General features: G+C 36.8%; 22 protein-coding genes and 2 pseudogenes. 13 read left to right on the top strand and 11 right to left on the bottom strand.

Features of this window, described 5'->3' with window-relative positions:
• Positions 1–2 precede the first annotated feature (2 nt).
• The 4 genes from odhB to AB1H92_RS06615 all read left to right on the top strand — a co-directional run bounded on the left by odhB (position 3) and on the right by AB1H92_RS06615 (position 4,411).
• The gene (gene odhB, locus AB1H92_RS06600; RefSeq protein WP_115361309.1) at positions 3–1,223 is read left to right on the top strand and encodes a 2-oxoglutarate dehydrogenase complex dihydrolipoyllysine-residue succinyltransferase; all 1,221 of its coding nucleotides are present in this window, start codon (positions 3–5) and stop codon (positions 1,221–1,223) included.
• 62 nt (positions 1,224–1,285) lie between these two features.
• Entirely contained in the window at positions 1,286–1,483 is a 198-nt protein-coding gene (locus AB1H92_RS06605) for a DUF6501 family protein (RefSeq protein ID WP_115361307.1), read from the top strand.
• 146 nt (positions 1,484–1,629) lie between these two features.
• Positions 1,630–2,493, top strand: coding sequence for an AAA family ATPase (locus AB1H92_RS06610; RefSeq protein WP_115361305.1), 864 nt, complete (start codon positions 1,630–1,632; stop codon positions 2,491–2,493).
• Between the two features lie 10 nt (positions 2,494–2,503).
• On the top strand, positions 2,504–4,411 hold the full coding sequence (locus AB1H92_RS06615; RefSeq protein WP_115361304.1) for a nitric oxide reductase activation protein NorD: 1,908 nt from the start codon (positions 2,504–2,506) through the stop codon (positions 4,409–4,411).
• Between the two features lie 245 nt (positions 4,412–4,656).
• Here the strand turns inward: AB1H92_RS06615 and AB1H92_RS06620 are convergent, their stop codons facing one another.
• Both AB1H92_RS06620 and AB1H92_RS06625 read right to left on the bottom strand, forming a co-directional pair.
• Entirely contained in the window at positions 4,657–5,853 is a 1,197-nt protein-coding gene (locus AB1H92_RS06620; protein ID WP_115361302.1) for a toxic anion resistance protein, read from the bottom strand.
• Positions 5,840–6,502, bottom strand: a complete 663-nt coding sequence (locus tag AB1H92_RS06625; protein WP_115361300.1) for a 5-bromo-4-chloroindolyl phosphate hydrolysis family protein — start codon at positions 6,500–6,502, stop codon at positions 5,840–5,842. Before AB1H92_RS06625 ends, AB1H92_RS06620 begins: the two co-directional genes overlap by 14 nt.
• A 235-nt stretch (positions 6,503–6,737) precedes the next feature.
• Here AB1H92_RS06625 and AB1H92_RS06630 point away from each other — a divergent pair, with 235 nt between their 5' ends.
• Entirely contained in the window at positions 6,738–7,019 is a 282-nt protein-coding gene (locus AB1H92_RS06630; protein ID WP_311157234.1) for a DUF1033 family protein, read from the top strand.
• Between the two features lie 303 nt (positions 7,020–7,322).
• Complete coding sequence (locus AB1H92_RS06635) at positions 7,323–7,526, top strand: cold-shock protein (protein ID WP_075527843.1); 204 nt, start codon at positions 7,323–7,325, stop codon at positions 7,524–7,526.
• A 56-nt stretch (positions 7,527–7,582) separates the two neighbouring features.
• Here the strand turns inward: AB1H92_RS06635 and AB1H92_RS06640 are convergent, their stop codons facing one another.
• Positions 7,583–8,293, bottom strand: a complete 711-nt coding sequence (locus tag AB1H92_RS06640) for a hypothetical protein (protein ID WP_115361296.1) — start codon at positions 8,291–8,293, stop codon at positions 7,583–7,585.
• A 211-nt stretch (positions 8,294–8,504) separates the two neighbouring features.
• A complete protein-coding gene (locus tag AB1H92_RS06645; protein WP_115361295.1) occupies positions 8,505–10,112 on the bottom strand; it encodes an ABC-F family ATP-binding cassette domain-containing protein in 1,608 nt (535 codons plus the stop codon).
• A 211-nt stretch (positions 10,113–10,323) separates the two neighbouring features.
• Here AB1H92_RS06645 and AB1H92_RS06650 point away from each other — a divergent pair, with 211 nt between their 5' ends.
• Positions 10,324–11,526 carry a CynX/NimT family MFS transporter gene (locus tag AB1H92_RS06650; protein ID WP_166739490.1) on the top strand — a complete coding sequence of 401 codons (1,203 nt, stop codon included), beginning with the start codon at positions 10,324–10,326 and terminating at the stop codon, positions 11,524–11,526.
• A gap of 98 nt (positions 11,527–11,624) precedes the next feature.
• On the opposite strand, the gene msrA is transcribed toward AB1H92_RS06650, so the two are convergent.
• Together msrA and AB1H92_RS06660 are read right to left on the bottom strand one after the other, a co-directional pair.
• On the bottom strand, positions 11,625–12,155 hold the full coding sequence (gene msrA, locus AB1H92_RS06655) for a peptide-methionine (S)-S-oxide reductase MsrA (protein WP_256594307.1): 531 nt from the start codon (positions 12,153–12,155) through the stop codon (positions 11,625–11,627).
• 202 nt (positions 12,156–12,357) lie between these two features.
• Positions 12,358–12,456, bottom strand: a complete 99-nt coding sequence (locus tag AB1H92_RS06660) for a YjcZ family sporulation protein (protein ID WP_115361290.1) — start codon at positions 12,454–12,456, stop codon at positions 12,358–12,360.
• A 271-nt stretch (positions 12,457–12,727) separates the two neighbouring features.
• Between AB1H92_RS06660 and AB1H92_RS06665 the strand changes: the two genes are divergently transcribed.
• On the top strand, positions 12,728–13,687 hold the full coding sequence (locus AB1H92_RS06665; protein ID WP_115361288.1) for an LCP family protein: 960 nt from the start codon (positions 12,728–12,730) through the stop codon (positions 13,685–13,687).
• A 30-nt stretch (positions 13,688–13,717) separates the two neighbouring features.
• Positions 13,718–14,917: an AI-2E family transporter gene (locus tag AB1H92_RS06670; RefSeq protein ID WP_115361286.1), complete on the top strand. Its 1,200-nt coding sequence runs from the start codon at positions 13,718–13,720 to the stop codon at positions 14,915–14,917.
• Between the two features lie 148 nt (positions 14,918–15,065).
• Here the strand turns inward: AB1H92_RS06670 and AB1H92_RS06675 are convergent, their stop codons facing one another.
• Positions 15,066–15,620 (bottom strand): XdhC family protein, encoded by a 555-nt coding sequence (locus AB1H92_RS06675; RefSeq protein WP_115361284.1) that lies wholly within the window; start codon positions 15,618–15,620, stop codon positions 15,066–15,068.
• A gap of 123 nt (positions 15,621–15,743) precedes the next feature.
• Between AB1H92_RS06675 and AB1H92_RS06680 the strand changes: the two genes are divergently transcribed.
• A complete protein-coding gene (locus tag AB1H92_RS06680) occupies positions 15,744–16,622 on the top strand; it encodes a YIEGIA family protein (protein ID WP_115361282.1) in 879 nt (292 codons plus the stop codon).
• A gap of 58 nt (positions 16,623–16,680) precedes the next feature.
• Entirely contained in the window at positions 16,681–16,869 is a 189-nt protein-coding gene (locus tag AB1H92_RS06685; protein WP_115361280.1) for a capping complex subunit for YIEGIA, read from the top strand.
• Between the two features lie 372 nt (positions 16,870–17,241).
• Here AB1H92_RS06685 and AB1H92_RS06690 read toward each other — a convergent pair whose 3' ends face one another.
• Positions 17,242–17,451 (bottom strand): hypothetical protein, encoded by a 210-nt coding sequence (locus tag AB1H92_RS06690; protein WP_115361276.1) that lies wholly within the window; start codon positions 17,449–17,451, stop codon positions 17,242–17,244.
• Positions 17,452–17,884: 433 nt separating this feature from the next.
• On the opposite strand from AB1H92_RS06690, the gene AB1H92_RS06695 reads away from it, so the two are divergent.
• Positions 17,885–18,445: a hypothetical protein gene (locus AB1H92_RS06695; protein ID WP_115361274.1), complete on the top strand. Its 561-nt coding sequence runs from the start codon at positions 17,885–17,887 to the stop codon at positions 18,443–18,445.
• A gap of 131 nt (positions 18,446–18,576) precedes the next feature.
• On the opposite strand, the pseudogene tnpB reads toward AB1H92_RS06695, so the two are convergent.
• A pseudogene (tnpB, locus tag AB1H92_RS06700) lies at positions 18,577–19,715 on the bottom strand (IS200/IS605 family element RNA-guided endonuclease TnpB).
• 13 nt (positions 19,716–19,728) lie between these two features.
• Positions 19,729–20,133, bottom strand: a pseudogene (gene tnpA, locus AB1H92_RS06705) (IS200/IS605 family transposase).
• A 694-nt stretch (positions 20,134–20,827) separates the two neighbouring features.
• Between tnpA and AB1H92_RS06710 the strand changes: the two are divergent.
• Positions 20,828–21,478 carry a helix-turn-helix domain-containing protein gene (locus AB1H92_RS06710; protein WP_115361271.1) on the top strand — a complete coding sequence of 217 codons (651 nt, stop codon included), beginning with the start codon at positions 20,828–20,830 and terminating at the stop codon, positions 21,476–21,478.
• 129 nt (positions 21,479–21,607) lie between these two features.
• On the opposite strand, the gene AB1H92_RS06715 is transcribed toward AB1H92_RS06710, so the two are convergent.
• A complete protein-coding gene (locus tag AB1H92_RS06715; protein WP_115361270.1) occupies positions 21,608–22,276 on the bottom strand; it encodes a GntR family transcriptional regulator in 669 nt (222 codons plus the stop codon).
• Positions 22,277–22,497: the final 221 nt, after the last annotated feature.

A 22,497-nucleotide genomic window follows, 5' to 3' on the forward strand; every position in this document is an offset into this window, starting at 1 on the left:
TTGTGGCAGAGATTATCGTACCAGAACTTGCAGAATCGATTACAGAAGGAACAGTTTCACGCTGGTTAAAACAACCAGGTGAAGCTGTTGAACGTGGAGAGTTTATCGTAGAACTCGAAACGGATAAAGTTAACGTGGAAATTATTTCGGAAGAAGCTGGAACAGTTCAAGAACTGCTCGCAGAAGAGGGCGACACAGTAGAAGTTGGACAAGTCATTGCAATTGTTGGTGAAGGTTCAGGTGCACCAGCAGCATCTGCACCTGAAGCGGAAGCACAACCTGTAAAGGAGAATGTTCCGGCCGCAGCAGAAGCAACTGCAACTACAACTACAACAACGGATGATCGTACACTTGCAAGTCCTGCAGCTCGTAAACTAGCACGAGAAAAAGGGATTGACTTAGCAGCTATCAATCCAGTAGATCCAATGGGACGCGTGAAAGTTCAAGACGTCGAAGCACATGCAACTGCGCCGAAAGTGCCAGCAACTCCAGCTCAAGCTGCACCGGAACCACAAGCAGATGATGGTCGTGTGACACGCGAAAAAATGACACGTCGTCGTCAAACGATTGCAAAACGTTTGCTAGAAGTAAAGCAATCTACTGCAATGCTAACAACATTTAACGAAATCGATATGACAAATGTAATGGCGCTTCGTTCACGTAAAAAAGATGAGTTTTTCGAGAAAAATGATGTACGCTTAGGCTTTATGTCATTCTTTACGAAAGCTGTTGTTGCAGCACTTAAAAAGTATCCATACGTTAACGCTGAAATCGATGGTGACGAAATCGTACTGAAAAACTACTACGATATCGGAATCGCTGTATCTACAGATGGCGGACTCGTTGTACCGAACGTTGTCGATGCGGATCGTAAAAACTTTGCAGAGATTGAAGGTTCGATTCGCGAACTTGCTATTAAAGCACGTGATAACAAATTAACAATTGCTGATATGACAGGCGGTTCATTTACAATTACAAACGGTGGCGTATTCGGTTCACTTATGTCAACACCAATCTTAAATGGTACGCAAGTTGGTATTCTAGGTATGCACACAATTCAAAGACGTCCAGTTGCTGTGGGCGATAATATCGAAATTCGTCCGATGATGTACGTGGCACTCTCTTATGACCACCGCGTTATCGACGGTAAAGATTCAGTAGGATTCTTAAAGATGGTAAAAGATCTAATCGAAAATCCAGAAGACCTACTACTTGGCTCATAATTAAACATCGGCCCGTTGCAATATGCGGGCCGATTTTGTATTCTTAAATTAGAGGTGATATCATGAATTTCAAAAAATGGCCAGAAGTACCCGCACTTAAAACAGTAGTATGTAAACATACTGACGCGGAAAAATACGTTGTAAACAACGCACTTACTGTCGGAAAAGAGTATGAAGTAAAAAACGAAACGGAAGAATTCATATTCGTTATCGATAATACTGGAAAAGTCGGCGGTTATTATAAAACTTATTTTGAATGACTAGTAAAAACTGAGGGCGCCAAATCGCGAACAAATCTGGCGTCCACAGCTTCTGTTATTCATATACACATTAATTTTATAAAAATTAATCAGTCTGATATCTGCAGTAATGCGATAATCGGGCTTTTTTAATAGGAGTGACAAGAATGCGGTCAATTATAAAGAACGAACAACAGAAAAGACAGCAAAAAGAGCATGACGCACATATGCAACGATTGATTCAAGAAGGCGGCTATATTTCACCAGATGAATACTTATGGGGAGATATATTGGTTGGTGTCGTCTTAAAGAAGCCTATTTTATTAAAAGGACCATCTGGTGCAGGAAAAACAAAACTCGCCCAATCGATTTCACACTTTTTCAATCAACCGATGCACAGCGTTAACTGTTCGGTCGATTTAGATGCTGAATCTCTCCTTGGCTTTAAAACGATCGTACAAAGTGATGAAGAGACCGTAATAGAGTTTGTTGAAGGCCCTGTCGTCCAAGCGATGAAGAAAGGACATATTTTATATATTGATGAAATAAACATGGCAAAACCCGAAACATTGCCGATATTACATAGTGTCCTGGATCATCGCCGTATGTTAACAAATCCATTTACTGGTGAAGTGATTTATGCACATGAAGATTTTACCGTGATAGCTGCAATCAACGAAGGTTATGTTGGTACTTCGCCAATGAATGAAGCGCTTAAAAATCGGTTTATCTCATTTTCTATACCATACTTATCAGGCGAAGAATTAAGAGAAGTAATGGAATCTGAATTTCCGGATGCACCTAAGCAATTGATTGATATGATGATGAATATTGGTAATGATTTAAAGAAACAAGTGATGAATGGGCTATTGTCCGATGAGGCCGCTTCAATTCGTAGTTTACTTGATGCGATTAGTCTAGCGGAGCATATTTCTGTCAAACGTGCGATACGTTATGCGATTGCCGAAAAATTGGATGACCAAATCGAGCGAAACTTAATAATGGAACTTGTCGATACCTGGGTGAAATGAGGCGAACATTATGGTCAAAATGAACCGATTTATCCAATTTAATGATGAAACAGTTGATACAAGTACATTACTATTATACGAGCGTTTAGCAAGGGCATTAGCTGATGCGAATTATTTGGAATTAACCGAACGAAAGTTATTAGAATTTCGACCTAAGGAAGGTGTATTGTCGATGTCTGTATTTTGGCGGCATCGACCTAGTGAAATCATGCATGCTGGTCGCCTCTCTGATATTTATTTATTGTCAGCTGGATTTTGGAAGCACTTTAACATCCAAACATGGAGAAATTTTACGCTTAACTATGAATATCATTCACTCAAACGATTAGCATTTGAACTATTGTTAATGCTCGAGGAGTTTCGGTTATCAGATAAAATTATGAAAGAAAGACCTGGAACAGTCGACGCTTTCCAAGTTCGAAAAGATGCATATGTGACATTTCACAGAACTGGCGTTCAAACAAACATGCGAATGGGACATCTTGCCGATGCATTATTAAATGAATTATACATCGTTCTATACGAAGGCATGTTTGCCCAGTCATCAATCGATTGGGGACCGATTCAATTTGATTTAGTAAAATCAATTTTAGAAAATACGTATGATACGAAAAGTACGGAGGAAAATGTTCATGTAGTGAATCGAATTATGACTGTTATTGAAGATTCGATTCAAGCTGACTTACTTCATCAATATTATTCAGTAGGAGACGCTTTCACAGAAAGAGAAATCGCCCCGTTTGAATACCATGAGGGAATGAAAGACGCAGATAGTGGAGAGGAAGATCCGAAAGAGTCCATCGAAGAAGTCTTTAGAACATGGCATGAGGAAAATGAAGAAGAAGCAGGCGTACACTTACAGTTTGAATTAGAACACGGCCGTTCAAGCAAGGCGATAGGCAGGGAAGGAACTGAGGGAGACGCTGAAGCGCAAATTGAAGAAACGGGATATGGTCAATCTGTTGGCGATAAAAGCGAGCAAGAAGCTAACGATGAACGAGAACAAACAGGTGAACGTGATGAGACAATGAAACAAGCAGGCCATCAGTTCGGAAAAGAACATCTCAATGTTGTCTATGAAGAACAGATAGTCGAAATCCAAAATGAAATTGAAAATCGAAGAAAACTGCAAGTATGGCGTGAGAAGCAAAAGCCATACGTTCGTTCGTTTGTTGAAGAAATAAGAAAAAGAATTGATTTAAAACAAGAGTCTAAAAGGGAACGGCTCATGCACGGTCGACTTTCAACAAAATTAACGACTTTATTAATCGATGAGCGCCCAAAACCATTTTATCGAAAAAGCGCACCATCTACTCGGTTAGATGCAGTTTTCGGCTTACTCGTTGACGGCTCAGAATCCATGATTGATAAATTGGATGAAACAAAAAAAGCAGTGTTGTTATTCCATGATGTGTTACGAGAACTACAAGTGAGCCATGAAATTTCCTCGTATGCGGAAGATGCTTTCAAAGCCTCGGCAGAAGTTCACCCGAATATATTTGGCTTGATGCATACTTTTCAAGATCGAAATTCAGATAGTGGGCTTCCGATTTTATCATTTGAAGCGAGTGAAGATAATCGTGACGGTTTTGCGATACGTTGGATGGCTGATCGTCTTGCAAGAAGACCAGAAAAACATAAATTTTTACTCGTTTTCTCTGATGGTGAACCTTCTGCATTTGGGTACGATCGAAATGGTATTGTAGATACAGCGGAAGCCGTAATGGAATCAGAAAAAAGAGGTATCTCAGTCATTCATTTATTTTTAGCTACGGAAGAACCAACCGAAGATCAAAGAGCCATTTTTTCAATGATGTTTGGCAATAAAACGGCATCTTCGCATACAGTGGAAGGATTTTCAGATCAAACGTTAAGGATTTTACGGAAGCTACTCGCAATTGTGATTCGAACAAACTAAAGCGGATACTTGTAATAGTAAAACGAGTGTTGTAACGATTTATTCGTAGCAACGCTCGTTTTGAATTGTTAAGTATGTTTATAGCATTTCTACCTTTACAGCTACGTTGTATTCTTACAAATAAAAAACTGTAAACAGGGAATCCGTGTTTACAGTTTCTAAACTTATTTGAATGGGACAAATCATTAGAGACACTTTATCCTTTGTCTACGAGCTAGAAGTATTCAAATAAAAGTCCAGGTTGTTTAAGTAGATCGCTTTTCAGTTTTTTCATGAACTGCGAGTAACCTTTGTTTAAGTTCTTCTTCCATACGCCCAATTTCAATTTCAGCAGCTTTTCGTTTTTCACGTCCATCTGCTTGGATAAGGAGTGTTTCTTCAATCGTCTGAATAAGGTTTTCTTGTGTCTTCTTTAGTGTATCAATTTCAATGATACCACGTTCGTTCTCTTTAGCGGTTTCAATAGAATTCACTTTCAACATTTCTGAGTTTTTCAGAAGTAAGTCATTGGTAGTTTTCGTAACCATTTTTTGAGATTCAACTGCTTTTTTCTGTCGGTTTAACGTTAAAGCAATCGCAATTTGATTTTTCCATAAGGGGATAGAAGTCATTATGGATGATTGTATTTTCTCTGCAAGCGTTTGGTTCGTTTGTTGAATCATACGAATTTGTGGCGCACTTTGTATGGTGATTTGGCGTGACAATTGTAGATCATACAACCGTTTTTCAAGTCGATCCAAAAATTGAACCATATCATTAACTTCTTGATAAGCCATCTGATCATTAGATAATTCAGCTTCTCTACGCATTTTGGGAATAATTTCGTTCGCAAGTTCATCACGTTTTAATTCTCCAGCCGCGATGTAAACATTTAATGCTTGAAAATATGTTTTGTTCTGCTCGTATAATTGATCGAGCATTTTTACGTCTTCCATTAATCCCATTTTTGAATGTTCAAGTTGGACACCGATGCGATCGATTTGTGTACTTAACTTTTGATATTTTGTCATCATTTCTTGGATTGATTTTGAAACACGTCCGAACAAGCGGCTAAGGGCGGATTGTTTCTTTTCGCCTAAATCTTCTGGATTAATCTCTCCGAGTTTACTCATTAAGTCTTTTAGTATGTCACCAACAGGTCCTACATCTTGGTTTTGGACGTGGTCGAGCATTTTATGAGAAAAGCGGGAAAGTTCCCCTTGAGCATTAGCACCGTAAGAGATAATTGCTTCATAATTACCAACAGGAATTTGGTCAGCCAATTGAACCGCCTTTTGACGCTCTTCGTCTGATAAACGATCGATGAGCTTGAGGGATGTGTCGGGTTGTTCGTTTCTTGTTTGCATTTCTTTAGGCAACAGCGGTTCATTCATATCGAAAGGATTATCGAGTAAATCATCAAATGTTTTAACTTCATTTACTGTATTCTTACTTTCTGTCATGATCTGTATCTCCCTTCATTTCTAAAAGAGGTTTATTCTTATTCATCGTCACATCTACAAAATCGATTTCCATTTTTAATGTTTCTATATCTGATGAAATCGCATTTCGTAAATCACGCTCTAACTGTTCACTAACGTCATTTAAAGTTTCTCTCGTATCTTGCAATGCCACTTGAATTTCCTTATCTTTTAGTGGTTGATTAACAAGGATTGAATATTTTGATGTTAATTCGACTGCCGAATCCAAATGAGCGTAGAAAAAGTTCTCTACTTGATAAAATTTTTGTGGATTCGTTTTAACGATATTAATAATTTTTCTGGAAAGAAGGTTCATTTCGTGTAATTGCCTAAAGGCTTGCACAGATCGAACTTTCCCATAATAACTGTTTAAGCGTTTTAATTTTCGTCTAGCCTCATGAAGTTGTCCTTTTATATAATTATACTCAGAACGTTTCATCCCTAGTTTTTTTGTCATTGACTGAATTTGAATTTGCTTTATTGTAAATGAACTAGCGAAATAAATGACGATGAGTAGGCCTGTAGCTGCAAAAAAGTTTAAACTAGTGCCAAATAGTAAATAGATCCATGACCCGAAACTAATGGGGACTGCTATGAAGTGTCTCATAAAAAAATGCTTGATTTCTGTCATGTTCAGGCCTCCTTTTATCATATAACTGTAATACGTATTAAAGTCGATTAAGTTTCATATTCCTCTTTAATTATACCCGAAAACCTGTCTACAAACATTCCTTTTGTTTTGCAAAGTGCATTTTAGTGGACTTCATACAGGACTTTGTTAAAATTATACAATATTCTTGAATAATTATTAGCATAAGTTAGAGATTTTTTCTTATGAAAAAAGGAGTTGATTTAGTTTGTATGAAGTGATCTATATGAAAGCGGATTTTGAGCCGTGGTGGTTGTTTGATGGCTGGGAAGAAAACGTTTTGTCTCGCCAATCATTTCATGATCTGAGCGGTGCAGAAAGCTGTTTAAATGAACTAATCATGAAATTTAGAAAGCGATATCAACATGAGCGTATGCAAAAACAATGTTTTTACGCATTTTGGTCTGAAGATGAAAAACAATTTTGCGAAGGCTGCGATGATGATTTACAAATTTTTCATGGTATATTTTTGTTGCATGATGGAAAACCTATAGAATAATATAGCCAATATATAAAAAGGTGGTATATACATAAGGAAATTTAATGATACAAAAATTTTGTATGGGTTAATTAGCCGCTATAATTAAATCCGAAATAATAAATTGAATAATTTGTCTTTTTGAATTGACAAATGTTTTATTAATGATATACTTAAGTTAACAAATAAAAGAGATAGTTATCGAAGCAACGTATTCACATATTACAAAAAGTGATCGGCGTTTACGATACTTTTTGTAATATGTGAATTTTTCTTTTAAGAACTTTCTCATATTATAGTATTTATTATTTGGAGGGTTTCAACATGAAACAAGGTACAGTAAAATGGTTTAACGCAGAAAAAGGTTTTGGCTTCATCGAAGTTGAAAACGAAGACGACGTGTTCGTACACTTCTCAGCTATCGAAGGAGAAGGATTCAAGTCACTTGACGAAGGTCAACAAGTTGAATTCGAAGTTGTTGAAGGCGACCGTGGCCCACAAGCTGCAAACGTTGTAAAACTAGTCTAATCTAACTAAAACCAAAAATAAAAGAGGCGTCCTAATCGGATAGCCTCTTTTTGCCGTTAATGCCCGTCTACGGATTCTAACTCGGAAGTGACTGTAAAAGAATTACCTTCAGAAGTTTGAATGGCTTCACGTTTCACTTCACCAAAACCTTGGACAAAATATTTTCGGTTAATGGCGTTTTCATCTTGCTTTTCAATGACAATTGCATTTTCAAAAGTTCGGAAAGGGGTCTCAACTATTTCATCAGTTTTGATAATTGTCCAAAGATCGAATGTGGCTCCTTGTTCGAATGGTTTTTGCAAATAAATTCCTATAGGTGTCATCTCGTCTAATTCTTCAATAGAAGGGAATTCGTCTTTAGAATCAACAGCGGCTTCGTCTAACGTGTAGATTTGATGATCAGTCACTTTATATATCTTTCTTAATAATACGCCGCCATTGTTTTCATAAATGATGAAATAATCTTCGTATGGTTGCGCAACCTCTATTGTATAGCTTGCAAATTCATTACCTTCACCTTTATATTGGGCTTTTGTTCCATCTTCTAGAAAGAAATCACGAAGGGGGACGGTTACTTCGTCATTTTGATGGGAAAGGCCTTCGTTTGTGCCTTGCTCACCGCCTTGATTTTTCTGTGCAGTTTCTTTAGAAGTACTATTCGTCTCATCATTTATCAAAACATCATCATTTTTTACTGCCTTATCAGCACAGCCAGTAACTAATAAAGCGAAGGTGAGTACAATGAGTAAGTATTTGGCTTTTTTCAATTTAGCTTCCTCCTTTTATTACGTTATCCCCCGAAATTATAAATTCATACAGATTTTTCAACATAATAGACACCATCCCCAAGGTAACCGTTATAAATTTTTTTCTTTAATAATCATAATCAAAACTATAGTGGATTTGTAGCAAACTTCGAAGTGAATCTGTTCAATTACAAAAAAACGCCTCCCATATCATTAAGGAAGGCGATCATGATTATTTATTTGCTGTTTGTTGTGCTGACCATTCGAGGTATTCTTCATAAGTCATCAGCCTATCGACGATTGTTCCATCTTCACGAATATCAATAATCCGATTAGCGATTGTTTGAATAAACTGATGGTCATGAGATGTAAATACCATTGCACCTTTAAACGCAGTCAACCCATTGTTTAGCGATTGAATGGACTCTAAATCCAAGTGGTTTGTAGGTTCATCCAGTAAAAGGACGTTTGCATTTGTGAGCATCATTTTAGATAGCATGCAGCGTACTTTTTCGCCTCCAGAAAGAACGGAAGGCTTTTTCTTTACTTCTTCTCCAGAGAAGAGCATTCGGCCTAGGAAGCCTCTAAGGAATGTTTCAGTTTCATCTTCAGGGGAATATTGACGTAGCCATTCAACTAAAGTACTCTCGGATCCTTGGAAAAACTCTGAGTTATCAATAGGGAAGTACGCATGTGTTGTCGTAACGCCCCATTTTATTGAACCCGTATCTGGCTCTGTTACTTCCGCTAGAACATCAAGTAAAGCAGACTTTGCAAGTGGGTTACCGAGGAGGATGATTTTATCCTCTCGTCCCATTGAAAAGTTCACGTTATCAAGTAATTTTACGCCATCGATTGTCTTCGAAACATCTTTGACTGTAACAACGTCATTTCCAATTTCACGTCCAATTTGGAAGTTAACATAAGGATAACGTCTTGATGAAGGTTTAATGTCATCAAGCTCAATTTTATCGAGCGTCTTTTTACGTGAAGTCGCTTGTCGAGATTTAGAAGCGTTCGCACTAAATCGGGCAATAAAGGCTTCAAGCTCTTTAATCTTTTCTTCTTTTTTCTTGTTTTGGTCTTGTGCCATTTTAAGGGCAAGTTGACTTGATTCATACCAGAAATCATAGTTTCCTGGGTAGATTTGAATTTTACCAAAATCAAGGTCTGCAATTTGCGTACAAACATTGTTTAGGAAATGTCTGTCGTGAGAAACAACGACAACAGTGTTGTCGAAATCAATTAAGAAATCTTCTAACCAACGAATCGCTTGTAAGTCGAGGTGGTTAGTCGGCTCATCTAGCAGTAAGACATCTGGCTTACCGAATAAAGCTTGAGCGAGAAGAACTTTAACTTTGTCCGCACCTTTTAATTCGGACATTTTTAAATGGTGCATCGATTCAGGAATCCCTAAACCTTGAAGTAAAATCGCTGCTTCAGATTCAGCTTCCCAGCCATTTAAATCAGCAAATTCACCCTCAAGCTCAGCTGCACGCATACCATCTTCGTCAGAAAAATCCTCTTTCATATAAATCGCATTTTTTTCATTCATAATGTCATAAAGTTTTTTATGTCCCATAATGACCGTTTCAAGTACTTCGTTTTCCTCATACTCGAAATGGTTTTGTTTAAGAACGGCCATCCGTTCGTCTGGGTTCATACTTACATTTCCAGTTTGTGGTTCAATTTCGCCTGATAGTACTTTCAAAAACGTTGATTTTCCTGCACCGTTCGCGCCAATTAAGCCGTAACAGTGACCAGGGTTGAATTGTATATTAACATCTTCAAAAAGTTTACGATCCGCAAATTGAAGACTAACATTATTAACTGCAATCATTTGACTCCTCCTAAATTCACAATGCAACAATTATAACATGATTTACTAGTAGAATGGAACGTCTAAAATTTATACTTAGCTACAATCCATAAAACTTAATAACGGAATTGGAAAACTAGCTAGGTTGGCTATGCTAGGTTAAAATAAAAGAGTTAGCTTACATAACGAGATGAACGCTTACGACATTTCCAATGAGAAAGGAACTTATCTATTGTCAGATACGAATAACAAAACAAATAGTATTCTTATTTTAATAACCATCTTTGCAGTTTCAATAAATTTACGGCCCGCAATCACATCAATTGGACCGATGTTAGAAACCATTCGTAATCAACTATCACTGTCTAATGCTCAAGTCAGTTTGCTAACTGCTATTCCAGTCATTGGCATGGGTGTTTTTGCAATGTTATCTCCTATTCTTAACAGATTGTTTGGACTCAAACGTACAATGTATGTCATGCTGATACTAATTGGCCTAATGACTGCATTACGTGGATTTATATCGGGATATTTTATTTTGTTAAGTACCGCACTTATCGTTGGAATCGCAATAGCGATTACTGGCCCTTTATTATCCGCAATGATAAAACAAAATTTCCCTAATCGTGCGGCGTCTGTAATTGGTGTCTATTCATTTGGCATGGGGGTTGGATCTGCGGCAAGTGCGGGACTAACAGCATTTTTCTTTGAATCCACAAAATCTTATCAATTTGCACTGAGCATTTGGTCTGTCCTCGCGATAATCGGCCTGGTTTGTTGGTTTTTGACGATGAGAGGGCATATCGAGGTTAGTCAAAAGAATTCAAACGAAAAAAAAGGTATATCGATGGAAAGTGCTTCACCTTGGAAGTCTAAAAAAGCTTGGCTGTTTTTATTGTTCTTCGGATTACAATCTTCCGCATTCTTTTCAATTATTACTTGGCTTGCACCGATAGCAATTGCTTCTGGGATGACTTTATTGCAGGCAGGGACCTTGTTGAGTGTGATGACAACTGTTCAAATATTTTTGAATATATTAATCCCGCTGGCAATGGAACGTTTTGGTTCACGACGCTTTTGGTTATTATTCATGTTAATATCAGGAATGATTTCGATTGTCTGTTTCTGGACGGGCTTGTATCCATTTATGTGGGTAGGAGCCTTTATTATGGGGATTCCGTTAGGCGGTTTATTTCCGGTCGCATTACTGTTACCGCTGGATAAAACGGAAAACGCACAGGATGCTAACGCCTGGACAGCGATGATGCAGACAGGGGGATTTATGATGGGGGGCTTATTGCCACTGGTCATTGCGCTCGTATATGACTATACAATGAATCATCACTTCACGTTTATCATTATGATGGCACTCTATGTACTGATGCTAATTCTGTCGTTTTTAATTGAGAATAAAGGGCAGGAAATGTCTACGTAAATTCACTGTCCTTTTCTAAAGATTAGTTTTTGGTATTGCATAGAATTAGGTTTGAAATATAACATACAAAAAGGACTTCTCGAGAGAAGTCCTTTTGATTAAGACCAATGTTGCTCAATAAACTCATCACGACCTGAACGTGCCCGGTCTTCAGCATAATGTTCTTTTTCTTTTATGTAGTAATCTTGATGGTATTCTTCCGCACGGTAAAATGTCTCCGCAGGTCGAATTGGGGTGACGATTGGCTTGTTGAATCTACCACTTGCAGCGAGGTTTGCCTTGGAGTGCTCTGCAATTTTCCGATGTTCATCAGAATAATAAAAGATGGCAGTGGAATAGGAATATCCACGGTCATGAAACTGTCCATCTGCGTCAGTCGGATCAATTTGTTGCCAAAATATATCTAGTAACTTCTCATATGGGAAAACAGCAGGGTCAAACGTAATTTCAACAACTTCTAAATGGCCAGAATCGCCTTTCTTCACATCTTCATATGTAGGATTTTCAACATGTCCGCCCATATAGCCCGAGACAACATCAATAATGCCGTCCCATTCTTTGAACGGTTTTACCATACACCAAAAGCAACCACCAGCAAATGCCGCTTTTGCTACTAACTGATTTGTCAATTCACACAACGCCTTTCAACTAATTATTGTCTACCAAACAGTATAACATAAGTGAAATCGTGTAAATATTCATTTGCCTATGTTGACTAAACGGATTGATAGTCGTTCAGACTTCCTGTAACAACAAAAAGAGCGCTTTGTGAAAAGCGCCCTGATCATTTGGAGTGCCTATGAGCGGTTCATTTGAGTAATAATTTTTCCATTAGTAAATATAGCTAGCTCCAATGATGATTAATAAAATGAAAAGCACGACAAGTAGAGCAAATGAGGAACCAACTCCACCTTTGTATTCATTGCCCATTAAGGCCACCACCTTTCGTTAACCTATCCGTAGCATATGCAGTGTAAGTAATGAAAAATGGGGGAATGTCATGGTCAGTCTAAGAAGCAAGTAAAATTATTCATATTGATTGGTTGATTTGTACAAACAATCAATCATTCTAGTTGTCTTTTTCTTGAAGCAAAATGACCAATAAGAATGTTTATCTCATGGTATGATAAAATGGAATAATGAAACCATTCAAAGGTATAGAACGTTCTATGTTAAGAGTTTAATTTATGGGGGAATTACAATGAAAGAGCATCATGATGAGCCTATATTAAGAAGAAGTAGAAAGAAAAGACTGCGCATCGGCCGAGTCATTTTCGCACTCATATTTCTTTTCTTTTTCGTAGCGGGAATTTATTCGCTCATACAATTTAATTTTGGAAAATCTATTGCTGAAGGGAATGACATTAAGCCTGGAACTTTTGAAGCTGATAGTCTGAATCCGAACTTTCCATCTATTGAAAACTATTTGCTCTTAGGTATTGACGATGATGGAAGTGGAAAATCAAGAACCGATACAATGATGGTTTTATCTTGGGATAAAAAAGAAGGTGCTATGCGTGTGATTTCATTTATGCGTGACATCTACGCAGAGATTCCTGGCTATAAATCTTATAAATTAAATACGGCTTATTATTTAGGTGGAGTTCAAACGACGAAAGATACGATTACCGGGATGTTTGGACTACCCATCCATCATTATGCGATTGTAGACTTTGACAATTTTGAGTCGATTATTGATATCGCTTTTCCTAAAGGTGTGGAAATCGATATTCAAAAAGAGATGTCCGAACAAATTGGTGTCACCTTAACACCTGGCTTAAAAAGATTAAATGGACAAGAATTACTAGGCTATGCAAGATTTAGGGCGGATGCAGAAGGTGATTTTGGTCGCGTTGCCCGACAACAGGAAGTGATTGCTGCAATTAAAAAAGAAGCGATGAACCCGACAATGATTCTGCGAGCGCCTAAACTTGTAGGAGCACTTTCAGGATTTATCGAAACAGATTTAACGGCTAAAGATGAGATTGCACGTGTATTGCCAATCATACTCAGTAGAGGTGTCGATGTTGAAACAATGACCGTTCCCGTTAAAGGTAGCTATTCATTCAATTCATATAGCCATGCGGGATCTGTAATTGAAATTAATCTTGAAAAAAATAAAGAAGCCATTGCTACATTTTTAAACATGCCATTAAACTAAATGTTCGGTAGGAAAGAGGGAGGGATATTTATGAATCATAGTGGAAGAGAAGACCGTCAGCAAGTAAATGAAAAAAAGGGGAATCTTATTTCCTTTCTAGGAGGGAAAAGTACACTTTTTGTACTCGTTTCCATCTTACTTATCGGGTTAATTATATTCGTTTTCAAACAAATCCCTTTTGTTTTTTATCCGCTCTCTGTTTTGTTTTCAACAGTTGTATTGCCAGTAATCCTTGCAATGATAGGTTATTATTTACTAAGGCCCGTATTACGTTTATTGGAGAAAGCAAAAATACCGAGAATGTGGGGAATTCTCATTTTATTTCTTGCCACCGCAGGGGTTATTACATTATTAATATTTTTAGTCGTCCCATTTTTAAAGATTCAATTCCATAATCTTGTAGATGATTTCCCAACATATTTTAAAAAGTTGACATTAACGGTTGATCATTTTTTAAGAACGTCAATATTTTCCTCATTTTATGAGAGTTTAGATATTAATCTCGCATCATTAGTTGATAATGCGCCAAGTAATATCGGAAAAACGATTGCGGATGCACTTGGTGGGATTGCGGTCGGGGTCACATCATTTGTTAGCGCACTAACTGGATTTGTTTTAGCAATAGTGACAGTTCCGTTTATTTTGTTTTATTTATTAAAAGATGGCGAGAAATTACCGAAAGTATTTATCAATATGTTGCCGCCTCGTATGAGAGATGACGCCCGAGATATTGTGAAACAAACAGATCATCAAATTAGTTCATACATCCAAGGTCAAATTCTCGTAGCGATTTGTATCGGAATCATGGTATCGATTGGTTTTTTCATTATCGGTATGGATTACGCACTTCTACTAGGTGTGCTAGCTATGTTTACAAGTGTTGTTCCTTACTTAGGCCCATTAATTGCAATTACACCTGCAGTAATAATCGCAGTTGTCACTTCTCCTTTTATGATTGTAAAGCTTGCGATTGTCTGGACGATTGTTCAATTAATTGATGGGAAATTTATTTCTCCGCAAATTATGGGGAAGTCATTACAAATCCATCCGATTACAATTATTTTCGTATTGTTAACGGCGGGCTCATTGTTTGGTGTGGCGGGGGTTATTCTCGGGATTCCAGGATTTGCAGTCCTCAAAGTATTTGTCCAACATTTTTTTAGGTTGTATAAACTTCGCTATAATCGATACATGACAGATAGTGGGTATCAATATAAAGATGTGGAATGATAAATAGGCAACAGTGCACTACCCTGAAATGGATTTCCGAAAAAGGAAGACACGCATCAGTTACTAACAAAAAACTCCCATTTAATTCATTTTAATGGGAGTTTTACTATTTCTAAATCAACTTCAAAAACACGATGTTTATCTTCAGTTATGGCCAAATCAACTGTATAAAATATGTTTGCGTCCCAAATATTTTTTGTCCAACAATATTTTGTGATGGTTTTGCATAAATCCATTCCCAATCCGCATCACTATCCCAAAAACCAAAAGTATCTTCTTCTTTATGCGAAAATATATACTGTGAAAGATCATTCATTGACTGGATATATAAAATGGGTTTCATTTTACGTAATGTTTCAGTCATCGAGGTAAGTATCTCTTGAAAGTTTTCGTCTATGTCACGTAATAGGACATGCACAATGCCGTGACAGCTCGCGCCGCGTCCACAACCTTCCTCATCTATCTTACTTAAATCATAAGAAATAATTTCTGTTTGGCCAGTGCGGAATAATCTTCCTGACCTGTTATGTAAATCATTTTCACAATAACCCTGATTTAAATTGCCGATTGGTGTATCACCTTCGATAAACAACATCCAAGTTCCTTCTTGATATGCAGAACCTTTTCCATCGACAATCACTGCCAATACCATCGCCTTTTGTGTCGTGATGATTTTGCTAATAAGCTTTTCAATTTTCACCATGAATAACCATCCTTTCCGTGTTCATACTTGCCAATGTTTAACTTTTCTATGCGCACACAGTACTCCGTATTATAATCTTTTATTTATTTGGTTAACCTAGAGGTACTGAAAGGAGATTATAGGATGGTCCAATACTTACTTCCAGTTATACTAGGAATCTTCTTTGGATTCACGTCGCGCCTTATGTTACTTCGCACAGATTTTAGGCAATATCCAACCTATCCGCAAGGCCGGCTCATTCACTTATCCTTTGGGTTCATTGCAGCTTTTATCGGTGCCGTCGTAATTCCTGCTGTACTTGAATCAGATTGGACAGCCGTGACCTTCTTTGGACTTGCGGCAACGCAATTTCGGGAAGTTCGAAAAATGGAAAGAGAAACATTAGAGAAAATTGATGAAAGTGAACTTGTGAAACGAGGTACTCCGTTTATTGAAGGGATGGCACAAGCTTTTGAAAGTAGAAATTACTTAGTCATGTTTACGGGGCTTGTGACTTCACTATTTACTGTGTATTCAATTTGGTTTGGAATTATCAGCGGAATTGTTATGCTTTTCGTTTCGAAAGGCAGAATGTCCGGTAACCTTATCTCAAGTATTGCAGATGTCTCAGAAGGGGAGATTCGTTTTGAAGGTCCAACCTTATATGTGGACAATATTGTCATTAAAAATGTCGGTTTAGAACAGACGAGACAAATGATTAAAGACCGAGCAGTTGGAGTCATTCTGACGCCGAATAACCAAAATAGTATTGTTACGCTATCTCATCTTGGACAGCGTCAAGCAATTTTACATCAGGTTGCAACTGTACTAGGTGCATTTTTAGATTCGGGAGAACCAGGACTCATTCCGCTTGCAAAACGAGACTTAGATGATGGTAGAATTGCTTTATTTATTATGCCAAGAGAAAGAGATTTTCAACAAATAAAAACAGTCATTGAGCAAGTTCCAGTGCTAGATAGCGCACTGCGTATGCCACGAGAGGCGGATAAAGGTAAATCATGAAACTTTGCACTAGGGGATGTTTAGAAGGTTGGGATTATATGAGGAGAGGTGGAACTAGATGAGTACAGAGACGGAAATCGTAGCAATTGTTACCACAAAAAAAGAGATGCTACAAGGCGGGGGCGCACCTGTTTTCATTGTCAATGCAAATAAGGAATTGCAAGAAACAGCGATGAACCTAGAAAAGATTTTAGACGCAGAAACCCATGAAATTAGTCCAACGACATTAATACTCGTGGCACGTTAGTCTAATCGAAGCAGAAGTGTAAAGGGAAAAGCGCTCGAATGGTTAACATCGAATACTTCATTGTCCAACAAGTTATCAGGAAATAGAGTCGCAGTGAAAATTGTGTCACAAGCTAGTTTCAAAACATAACGGAAACTGGCTTTTTCTTGTGAAAGAAAAGAAATGCGCACTACATGGATAATAATTCCTCGGAACTTCGCAATAGATCTTTTCATGGAATAAGGTTCACTATTCTTCATAACATTTCCACTATACGAAGGAAAATCGTAAAGGATTTCCCGGGCAACTATTTTTTTCGATAAAATATGACTGGTATGGTGCCTGTCGCTCACTCAAATTGGACACTTTTCAGACAACTCTTACGCCAATCATCTAGGGGATTTTCACTTCCATCGGTACATCATAATCCATAAAAGCATCCTCAAATAATGCTTTGTCTGTTAATTCACGAAAGATGCCGTCGTAATAACCGATAGGAAATGATTGGCCATTTCCCGGGCAACTATTTTTTTCGATAAAAAGCGCGTACTCGAGGGGATAATAAATATAATTTGTCGATTTATCGTATTTGATTGCTTGCAATCAAATCATATTGACATCTAACTTAAATGGTTACTTACCAATATCTAATTAAATTAGGAAATTAGAATAACGATAGCGAGCAAAATGCGCTATTCAAAACACAAGATGACGAGGGATGACTAGAATTTGAAGATCTATCGAGATATTTAATATCGCTTCAATTAATAATGTTATAATTGCCGTACTAATTAGAATAACTTCGAGAAAAAATGCATTCAATAAACCGACCATTTGTGAGGAACTGAACAAGGGGTATTAATTTTTTACGAAAGGAGAAGGGGCATGAGAACTAAAACATTACCGTTTGTCATCATCTTTGTCGCCTTAATCGTAGGTCTTCTAGGATACTTTCTGTTTATGAAAGTATTTATTCCGAATATGATGTGATCATTATCCAAATATCTTATAGAATAATGGATTAGGAGGTGTTTTAATGTTAAAACTTTTGAAACTCTCTTTTTTGATACTCTTTATTCTCCTAACTGGGTGTAGTAGTATTTCCAAATATGATGATCACGAACCAGCAGCGATTGTAAAAGGGAAGGAAATTTCGATTGGTGATTTACGGTTCTTATACCCTGATGACACGGCGCTGGATTATCTTGAGTGGACAATAAATATTGAATTGGTAAAACAGGAAGTAAAAGAAATGGGAATCGATATTCCTGAAAAACTAGAGGTAGACGGTGTTTGGTTTGCTGAACTGCCTCCTAAAAATACAAAAGATGTAGGTGGAAAGCAAATTCGTAAATACGCCGAATCACAAGCAAAAAAATTAAATATGTCACCGGAAAAATTTCAAAAGGAATATGCTAAGAGAATAAATGAACAAAATGTTTATCTCGTTACTTATGTTGAAAAGAAATTAGGGAAAAAAATTAATAGTGAAGAAATGACTGTAGAAATCGATGAAGAGGTACACCACTTATTAAAGGAATTAGTACAGGAGAATAAAGATGAAATTAAAGTGTTAATTAATCGACCTATTCCTTGAACCTATCATGACTAAAGTCACGAGATTCTTGGGGAGAGAGTATACTTGATGAAGCGCTATGGCGCTATCATCAGCGGTTTCTCTTATTTACCAAGCTATCCCCGTAGTTCCTACGGTTATTAGATTTAACACTATACTGGAATATGGATTCGAAGCCCTTCGTTCAAAATGTTTCGACTCGCATTGATATCACGGTCGTGTTCGTTTCGCATCCTGAACACGACCATTTTCGAATATTCAGTGGCTTCTTGCCATCTTGCACACCGCATTCTGAACAAATTTGACTGGATGGAAACCATCTATCAACTTTGATAATCTTTCGACCATACCAGTTAGCTTTATATACTAATTTAGTGATAAAATTGGACCAGGAAACATCAGAAATACTTGTAGCCAGTTTTTTATTGCGCAGCATGCCTCTTGTGTTTAAGTCTTCGATACAGATTACATCGTGGTTTTTGATGATTTCTGTACTTAACTTATTTAAAAAATCGGTACGCTGATTTATTACTTTTTCATGTATTTTTGCGACTTCACGCTTTTGTTTTTGGTAGTTCTTTGCGTCCGCAAGTTTGATTCCATTTTGCTTGGCAACAAGTGCTCGTTTTGACAACTTCCGTTGTTCGCGCTTCAATTTCTTTTCCATTTTCGACGTGAACCGATTGTTGTCAATTCTGCGCCCGTCAGAAAGGATTGCAAAGTCAGTGATTCCTAAATCAATGCCAATAGCGGCATCCGTTTTTGACAGTTCGTAAATTTCCTCTTTACACAAAATAGAAACAAAATATTTCCCGCTGGCATATTTGCGAATCGTCGCATTGAGAATACGGCCTTTCGGTTCCCGGCTTTTTGCGAACTTAACCAACCCTAGTTTTGGAAGCTGAATGTTTTTTCCTTTTAACTCAATATTGTCGTTTACATTTTTCGTTGTATAGCTTTGGACAGGATTGACCTTACTTTTGAATTGAGGTTTTTTATTTTGCTTTTTGAAAAATCGAGAAAAAGCATCAGCTAGATTTTTAAGTGAGGATTGAAGCGCGATACTATCGACTTCTTGTAGCCAAATTGTTTCCTCTTCCTTTTTCATTTTAGGAAGCATGGCAGAACACGCTTGATACGATAACCCTTTGCCAGTTTCCGTGTAGGATTTGTTCCATAGATTCAAAAAATGATTGAATACAAATCTTGAACAGCCAATTGTTTTGGCGATTAAAATTTCTTGTTTTTTATTCGGATAGAGACGAAACTGATAAGCTCTATGTCGAAGCATTCATCCTCACCTCCTAGACTTTTTTCTGGCTTTGTATATACTTTCGTATTTGATCTTCAGTATTTTCACTCACGGTCGCTACAAAGTAACTAGGGTTCCAAAGATGCCCGCCCCACAATTGTTTTTTTAGTTCAGGATGTTTCTTAAATAAGAATCTGGCTGATACCCCTTTAAATGCTTTAACAAAGTTCGGGATATAATGTTGCGGCTTACATTCAATGAGTAAATGGATGTGATCTTTGTCGGTTTCCATTTCAACAATTTTTATATCATTGTCAAATGCGATATGTTTTAACAGTTCCTCTACGTCTACATCTACTTACCCTATTAAAATATCATGCCGGTATTTCACACACTAAACGAGATGGTATTGAATGGAATAGACATATCCACGCCCACGCCCACGCCCATAATGAATTTCAGGTATAGACAACACCTCATTATTTGATTTACATATGTATTGATGGATACCCTTGAACAACGGATTTTAAACGCCTTTACAATCTAATATATATCGGTTGATTAATATAGCTAAAGCTATGCTTAAACTGAAGCCGATTCATCCCACGACTGAAGTCACGGGTGTTCTCGGCTTATTTATAAAGATGACAGAAGTGTACATTATTACTCCAAGATTTTACCAATTGGGGAAGGGGATATGTAATAAATACAGGAATCTATGACAATCATAAATGCCTTCTTTGTTATGAAAGTAGAAATATTTCGTAATGCAGTTTGAACAACAGAGCTGCACCTTAATATTCTTTTTCAAAAGTATTTTTGAATTGCTTATGCTAAGTTAGGATAAAAGAAGAATATCCTAGTATAGCAACCTACTTAATAATCAGTTAATTGAGATTGGATCGAAATTTGACAAATTGTCAACCTTTCTTTTAGGAAGCAGGTAACTGGTAAAGCGAGTTGTGACAGATGACAACATGAGTAATGCCGCGCGTTGTCATATTGTCAATGTGGCGCAAAACAGCAACTCATGCCATTAGATGATTTTAATTTCTGAACATTGACAAATTAACAATTAATTCTTATACTTCTTATAATAGCAATCTATTACTGTTCTGGGAATACATCGAATATCGAAGGGACGGGAGATTATGACTAGTAAGGGAGAAAGAAAAAATTTTGGTGTGTTGTTAAAAAAGTTATTAGAAGAACGTTCAATGTCCATGCGAAAACTTAGCGAACTAACTGAAATTGACACAGCGACAATTTCACGAATTATTAATGGTAAACGAAAAGCAAACCTTCAACATTTAAAGAAAATTGCTGACAGTTTAGATGTTCCAATATCTGAATTAATAAAGGGTTCTAGTCAATCGATTGAACAGGCAAAGTCTGCAATACATGAAAACATAGATGATTTAATTGATATGCTTCAATCAAGTCTAATTAATTCCAATACATATGAAGATGGATTTTCAATTGATCAAGTGGGAAAAGCATTAAAGAACTACGAACAATTTTCACAAACAGAAGAAGGAAAGCACCTTATTTTAAATAGATTTCATGAAAAACTGAAGAACCTCGACAGCATTGGTCCCTTTATTGACCAATTAACGGAGCTTCATGAAATATATCTAAAGAAAGAGGCACAGCCGTCAAAACTTCTTTTAATTGGAAGTGCATTAATTTATTTTATAATGCCGGTAGATGTCATTCCAGATTATATTTTTCCGATAGGATATTTAGATGATGCTATCGCTGTCAAGCTTGTAGCGAAGCAATTATTACAGAAAAAGAATTGAAAACACGAAAAGGGAAGTCCAACTAATTGCTAGAAAGGACTTCCCTATTCTGATTCAGCTAATTTGATAACAAATAATATAGGTTGAATTTCTGCTTGAATAATGTTGCATCATTTTATTCACTTCTATTTAAGCATTGATTGTTTCATCCCAATGCGATTCCGCTTCAACTTTCAGACTATTTATATGCTTTGTTAATGTTTTTGAAAACGTAGGTAAATCACGATTTTTCATCGCTTCAACTAAATCCCAATGATCTTTATGTCTAATGACTGTACTTTCTAGTGAAGTTGAATAAACAACACGGGATAAGGAAACATGTGTATTTAAGGAAAAATAAATTTCCTTCACTCGTGAATTTTCTGCCCATTCAATAAGGAGTTTATGAAATTTCATATCTAAGCTACTATACTCCTCAAAAGGGAAGGGGGTTACTTCAAGTAAAGCATCCATTTGCTTGACGATTTCGTCCCAGATTTGAATTTGTTCCTCGGTTATCGTATCAATGATTTCTTCTGCAGCCCATCTTTCAATCATCAGTCGCGCATCGAGCACTTCTAAAAACTCAGTTAATTTTATTTCGGTCACATATGTGCCTTTTCGTGGAATAACCTCAATTAAACCTTCATGAACTAATTGATTAATGGCATCTTTTACTGGCGATCGACTGACACCAAATGTATCTGCTAACGTTTGAATATCTAGTTTATCGCCGGCTACATACTCACGACTAATAATTTTTTTACGAATAATTTCATATACTTGTTTCGTTAAAGGCGATGTTTCAATTCTGGACATTTTTATTCTTCCTTTACTGATCTTAAGATAATAGTTGTTAATAAGACTTAAGTTTTTACTATTTATATAATTAATCAATTTAAGTATATAGTGAATTCGCATAAAAGAAAATAAAAGTTTACTCGTATTGAAGATTCTTAAAATATAAATAAATAAAATCCTATTGACCTTCAAAAGAAAAGAAGGTAAAGTGTGACATGTAACATTTCACATATCACGTA

This window comes from Sporosarcina pasteurii, assembly GCF_041295575.1.
Taxonomy (GTDB): domain Bacteria; phylum Bacillota; class Bacilli; order Bacillales_A; family Planococcaceae; genus Sporosarcina; species Sporosarcina pasteurii.

Coding starts and splice junctions, on each gene's coding strand:
- AB1H92_RS06680 (WP_115361282.1), top strand. CDS start 15,744: ATGGTCCAATACTTACTTCCAGTTATACTAGGAATCTTCTTTGGATTC.
- AB1H92_RS06685 (WP_115361280.1), top strand. CDS start 16,681: ATGAGTACAGAGACGGAAATCGTAGCAATTGTTACCACAAAAAAAGAG.
- AB1H92_RS06605 (WP_115361307.1), top strand. CDS start 1,286: ATGAATTTCAAAAAATGGCCAGAAGTACCCGCACTTAAAACAGTAGTA.
- AB1H92_RS06625 (WP_115361300.1), bottom strand. CDS start 6,502: ATGACAGAAATCAAGCATTTTTTTATGAGACACTTCATAGCAGTCCCC.
- AB1H92_RS06635 (WP_075527843.1), top strand. CDS start 7,323: ATGAAACAAGGTACAGTAAAATGGTTTAACGCAGAAAAAGGTTTTGGC.
- AB1H92_RS06610 (WP_115361305.1), top strand. CDS start 1,630: ATGCGGTCAATTATAAAGAACGAACAACAGAAAAGACAGCAAAAAGAG.
- AB1H92_RS06665 (WP_115361288.1), top strand. CDS start 12,728: ATGAAAGAGCATCATGATGAGCCTATATTAAGAAGAAGTAGAAAGAAA.
- AB1H92_RS06645 (WP_115361295.1), bottom strand. CDS start 10,112: ATGATTGCAGTTAATAATGTTAGTCTTCAATTTGCGGATCGTAAACTT.
- AB1H92_RS06715 (WP_115361270.1), bottom strand. CDS start 22,276: ATGTCCAGAATTGAAACATCGCCTTTAACGAAACAAGTATATGAAATT.
- AB1H92_RS06620 (WP_115361302.1), bottom strand. CDS start 5,853: ATGACAGAAAGTAAGAATACAGTAAATGAAGTTAAAACATTTGATGAT.
- AB1H92_RS06675 (WP_115361284.1), bottom strand. CDS start 15,620: ATGGTGAAAATTGAAAAGCTTATTAGCAAAATCATCACGACACAAAAG.
- AB1H92_RS06670 (WP_115361286.1), top strand. CDS start 13,718: ATGAATCATAGTGGAAGAGAAGACCGTCAGCAAGTAAATGAAAAAAAG.
- AB1H92_RS06660 (WP_115361290.1), bottom strand. CDS start 12,456: ATGGGCAATGAATACAAAGGTGGAGTTGGTTCCTCATTTGCTCTACTT.
- AB1H92_RS06695 (WP_115361274.1), top strand. CDS start 17,885: ATGTTAAAACTTTTGAAACTCTCTTTTTTGATACTCTTTATTCTCCTA.
- AB1H92_RS06710 (WP_115361271.1), top strand. CDS start 20,828: ATGACTAGTAAGGGAGAAAGAAAAAATTTTGGTGTGTTGTTAAAAAAG.
- AB1H92_RS06615 (WP_115361304.1), top strand. CDS start 2,504: ATGGTCAAAATGAACCGATTTATCCAATTTAATGATGAAACAGTTGAT.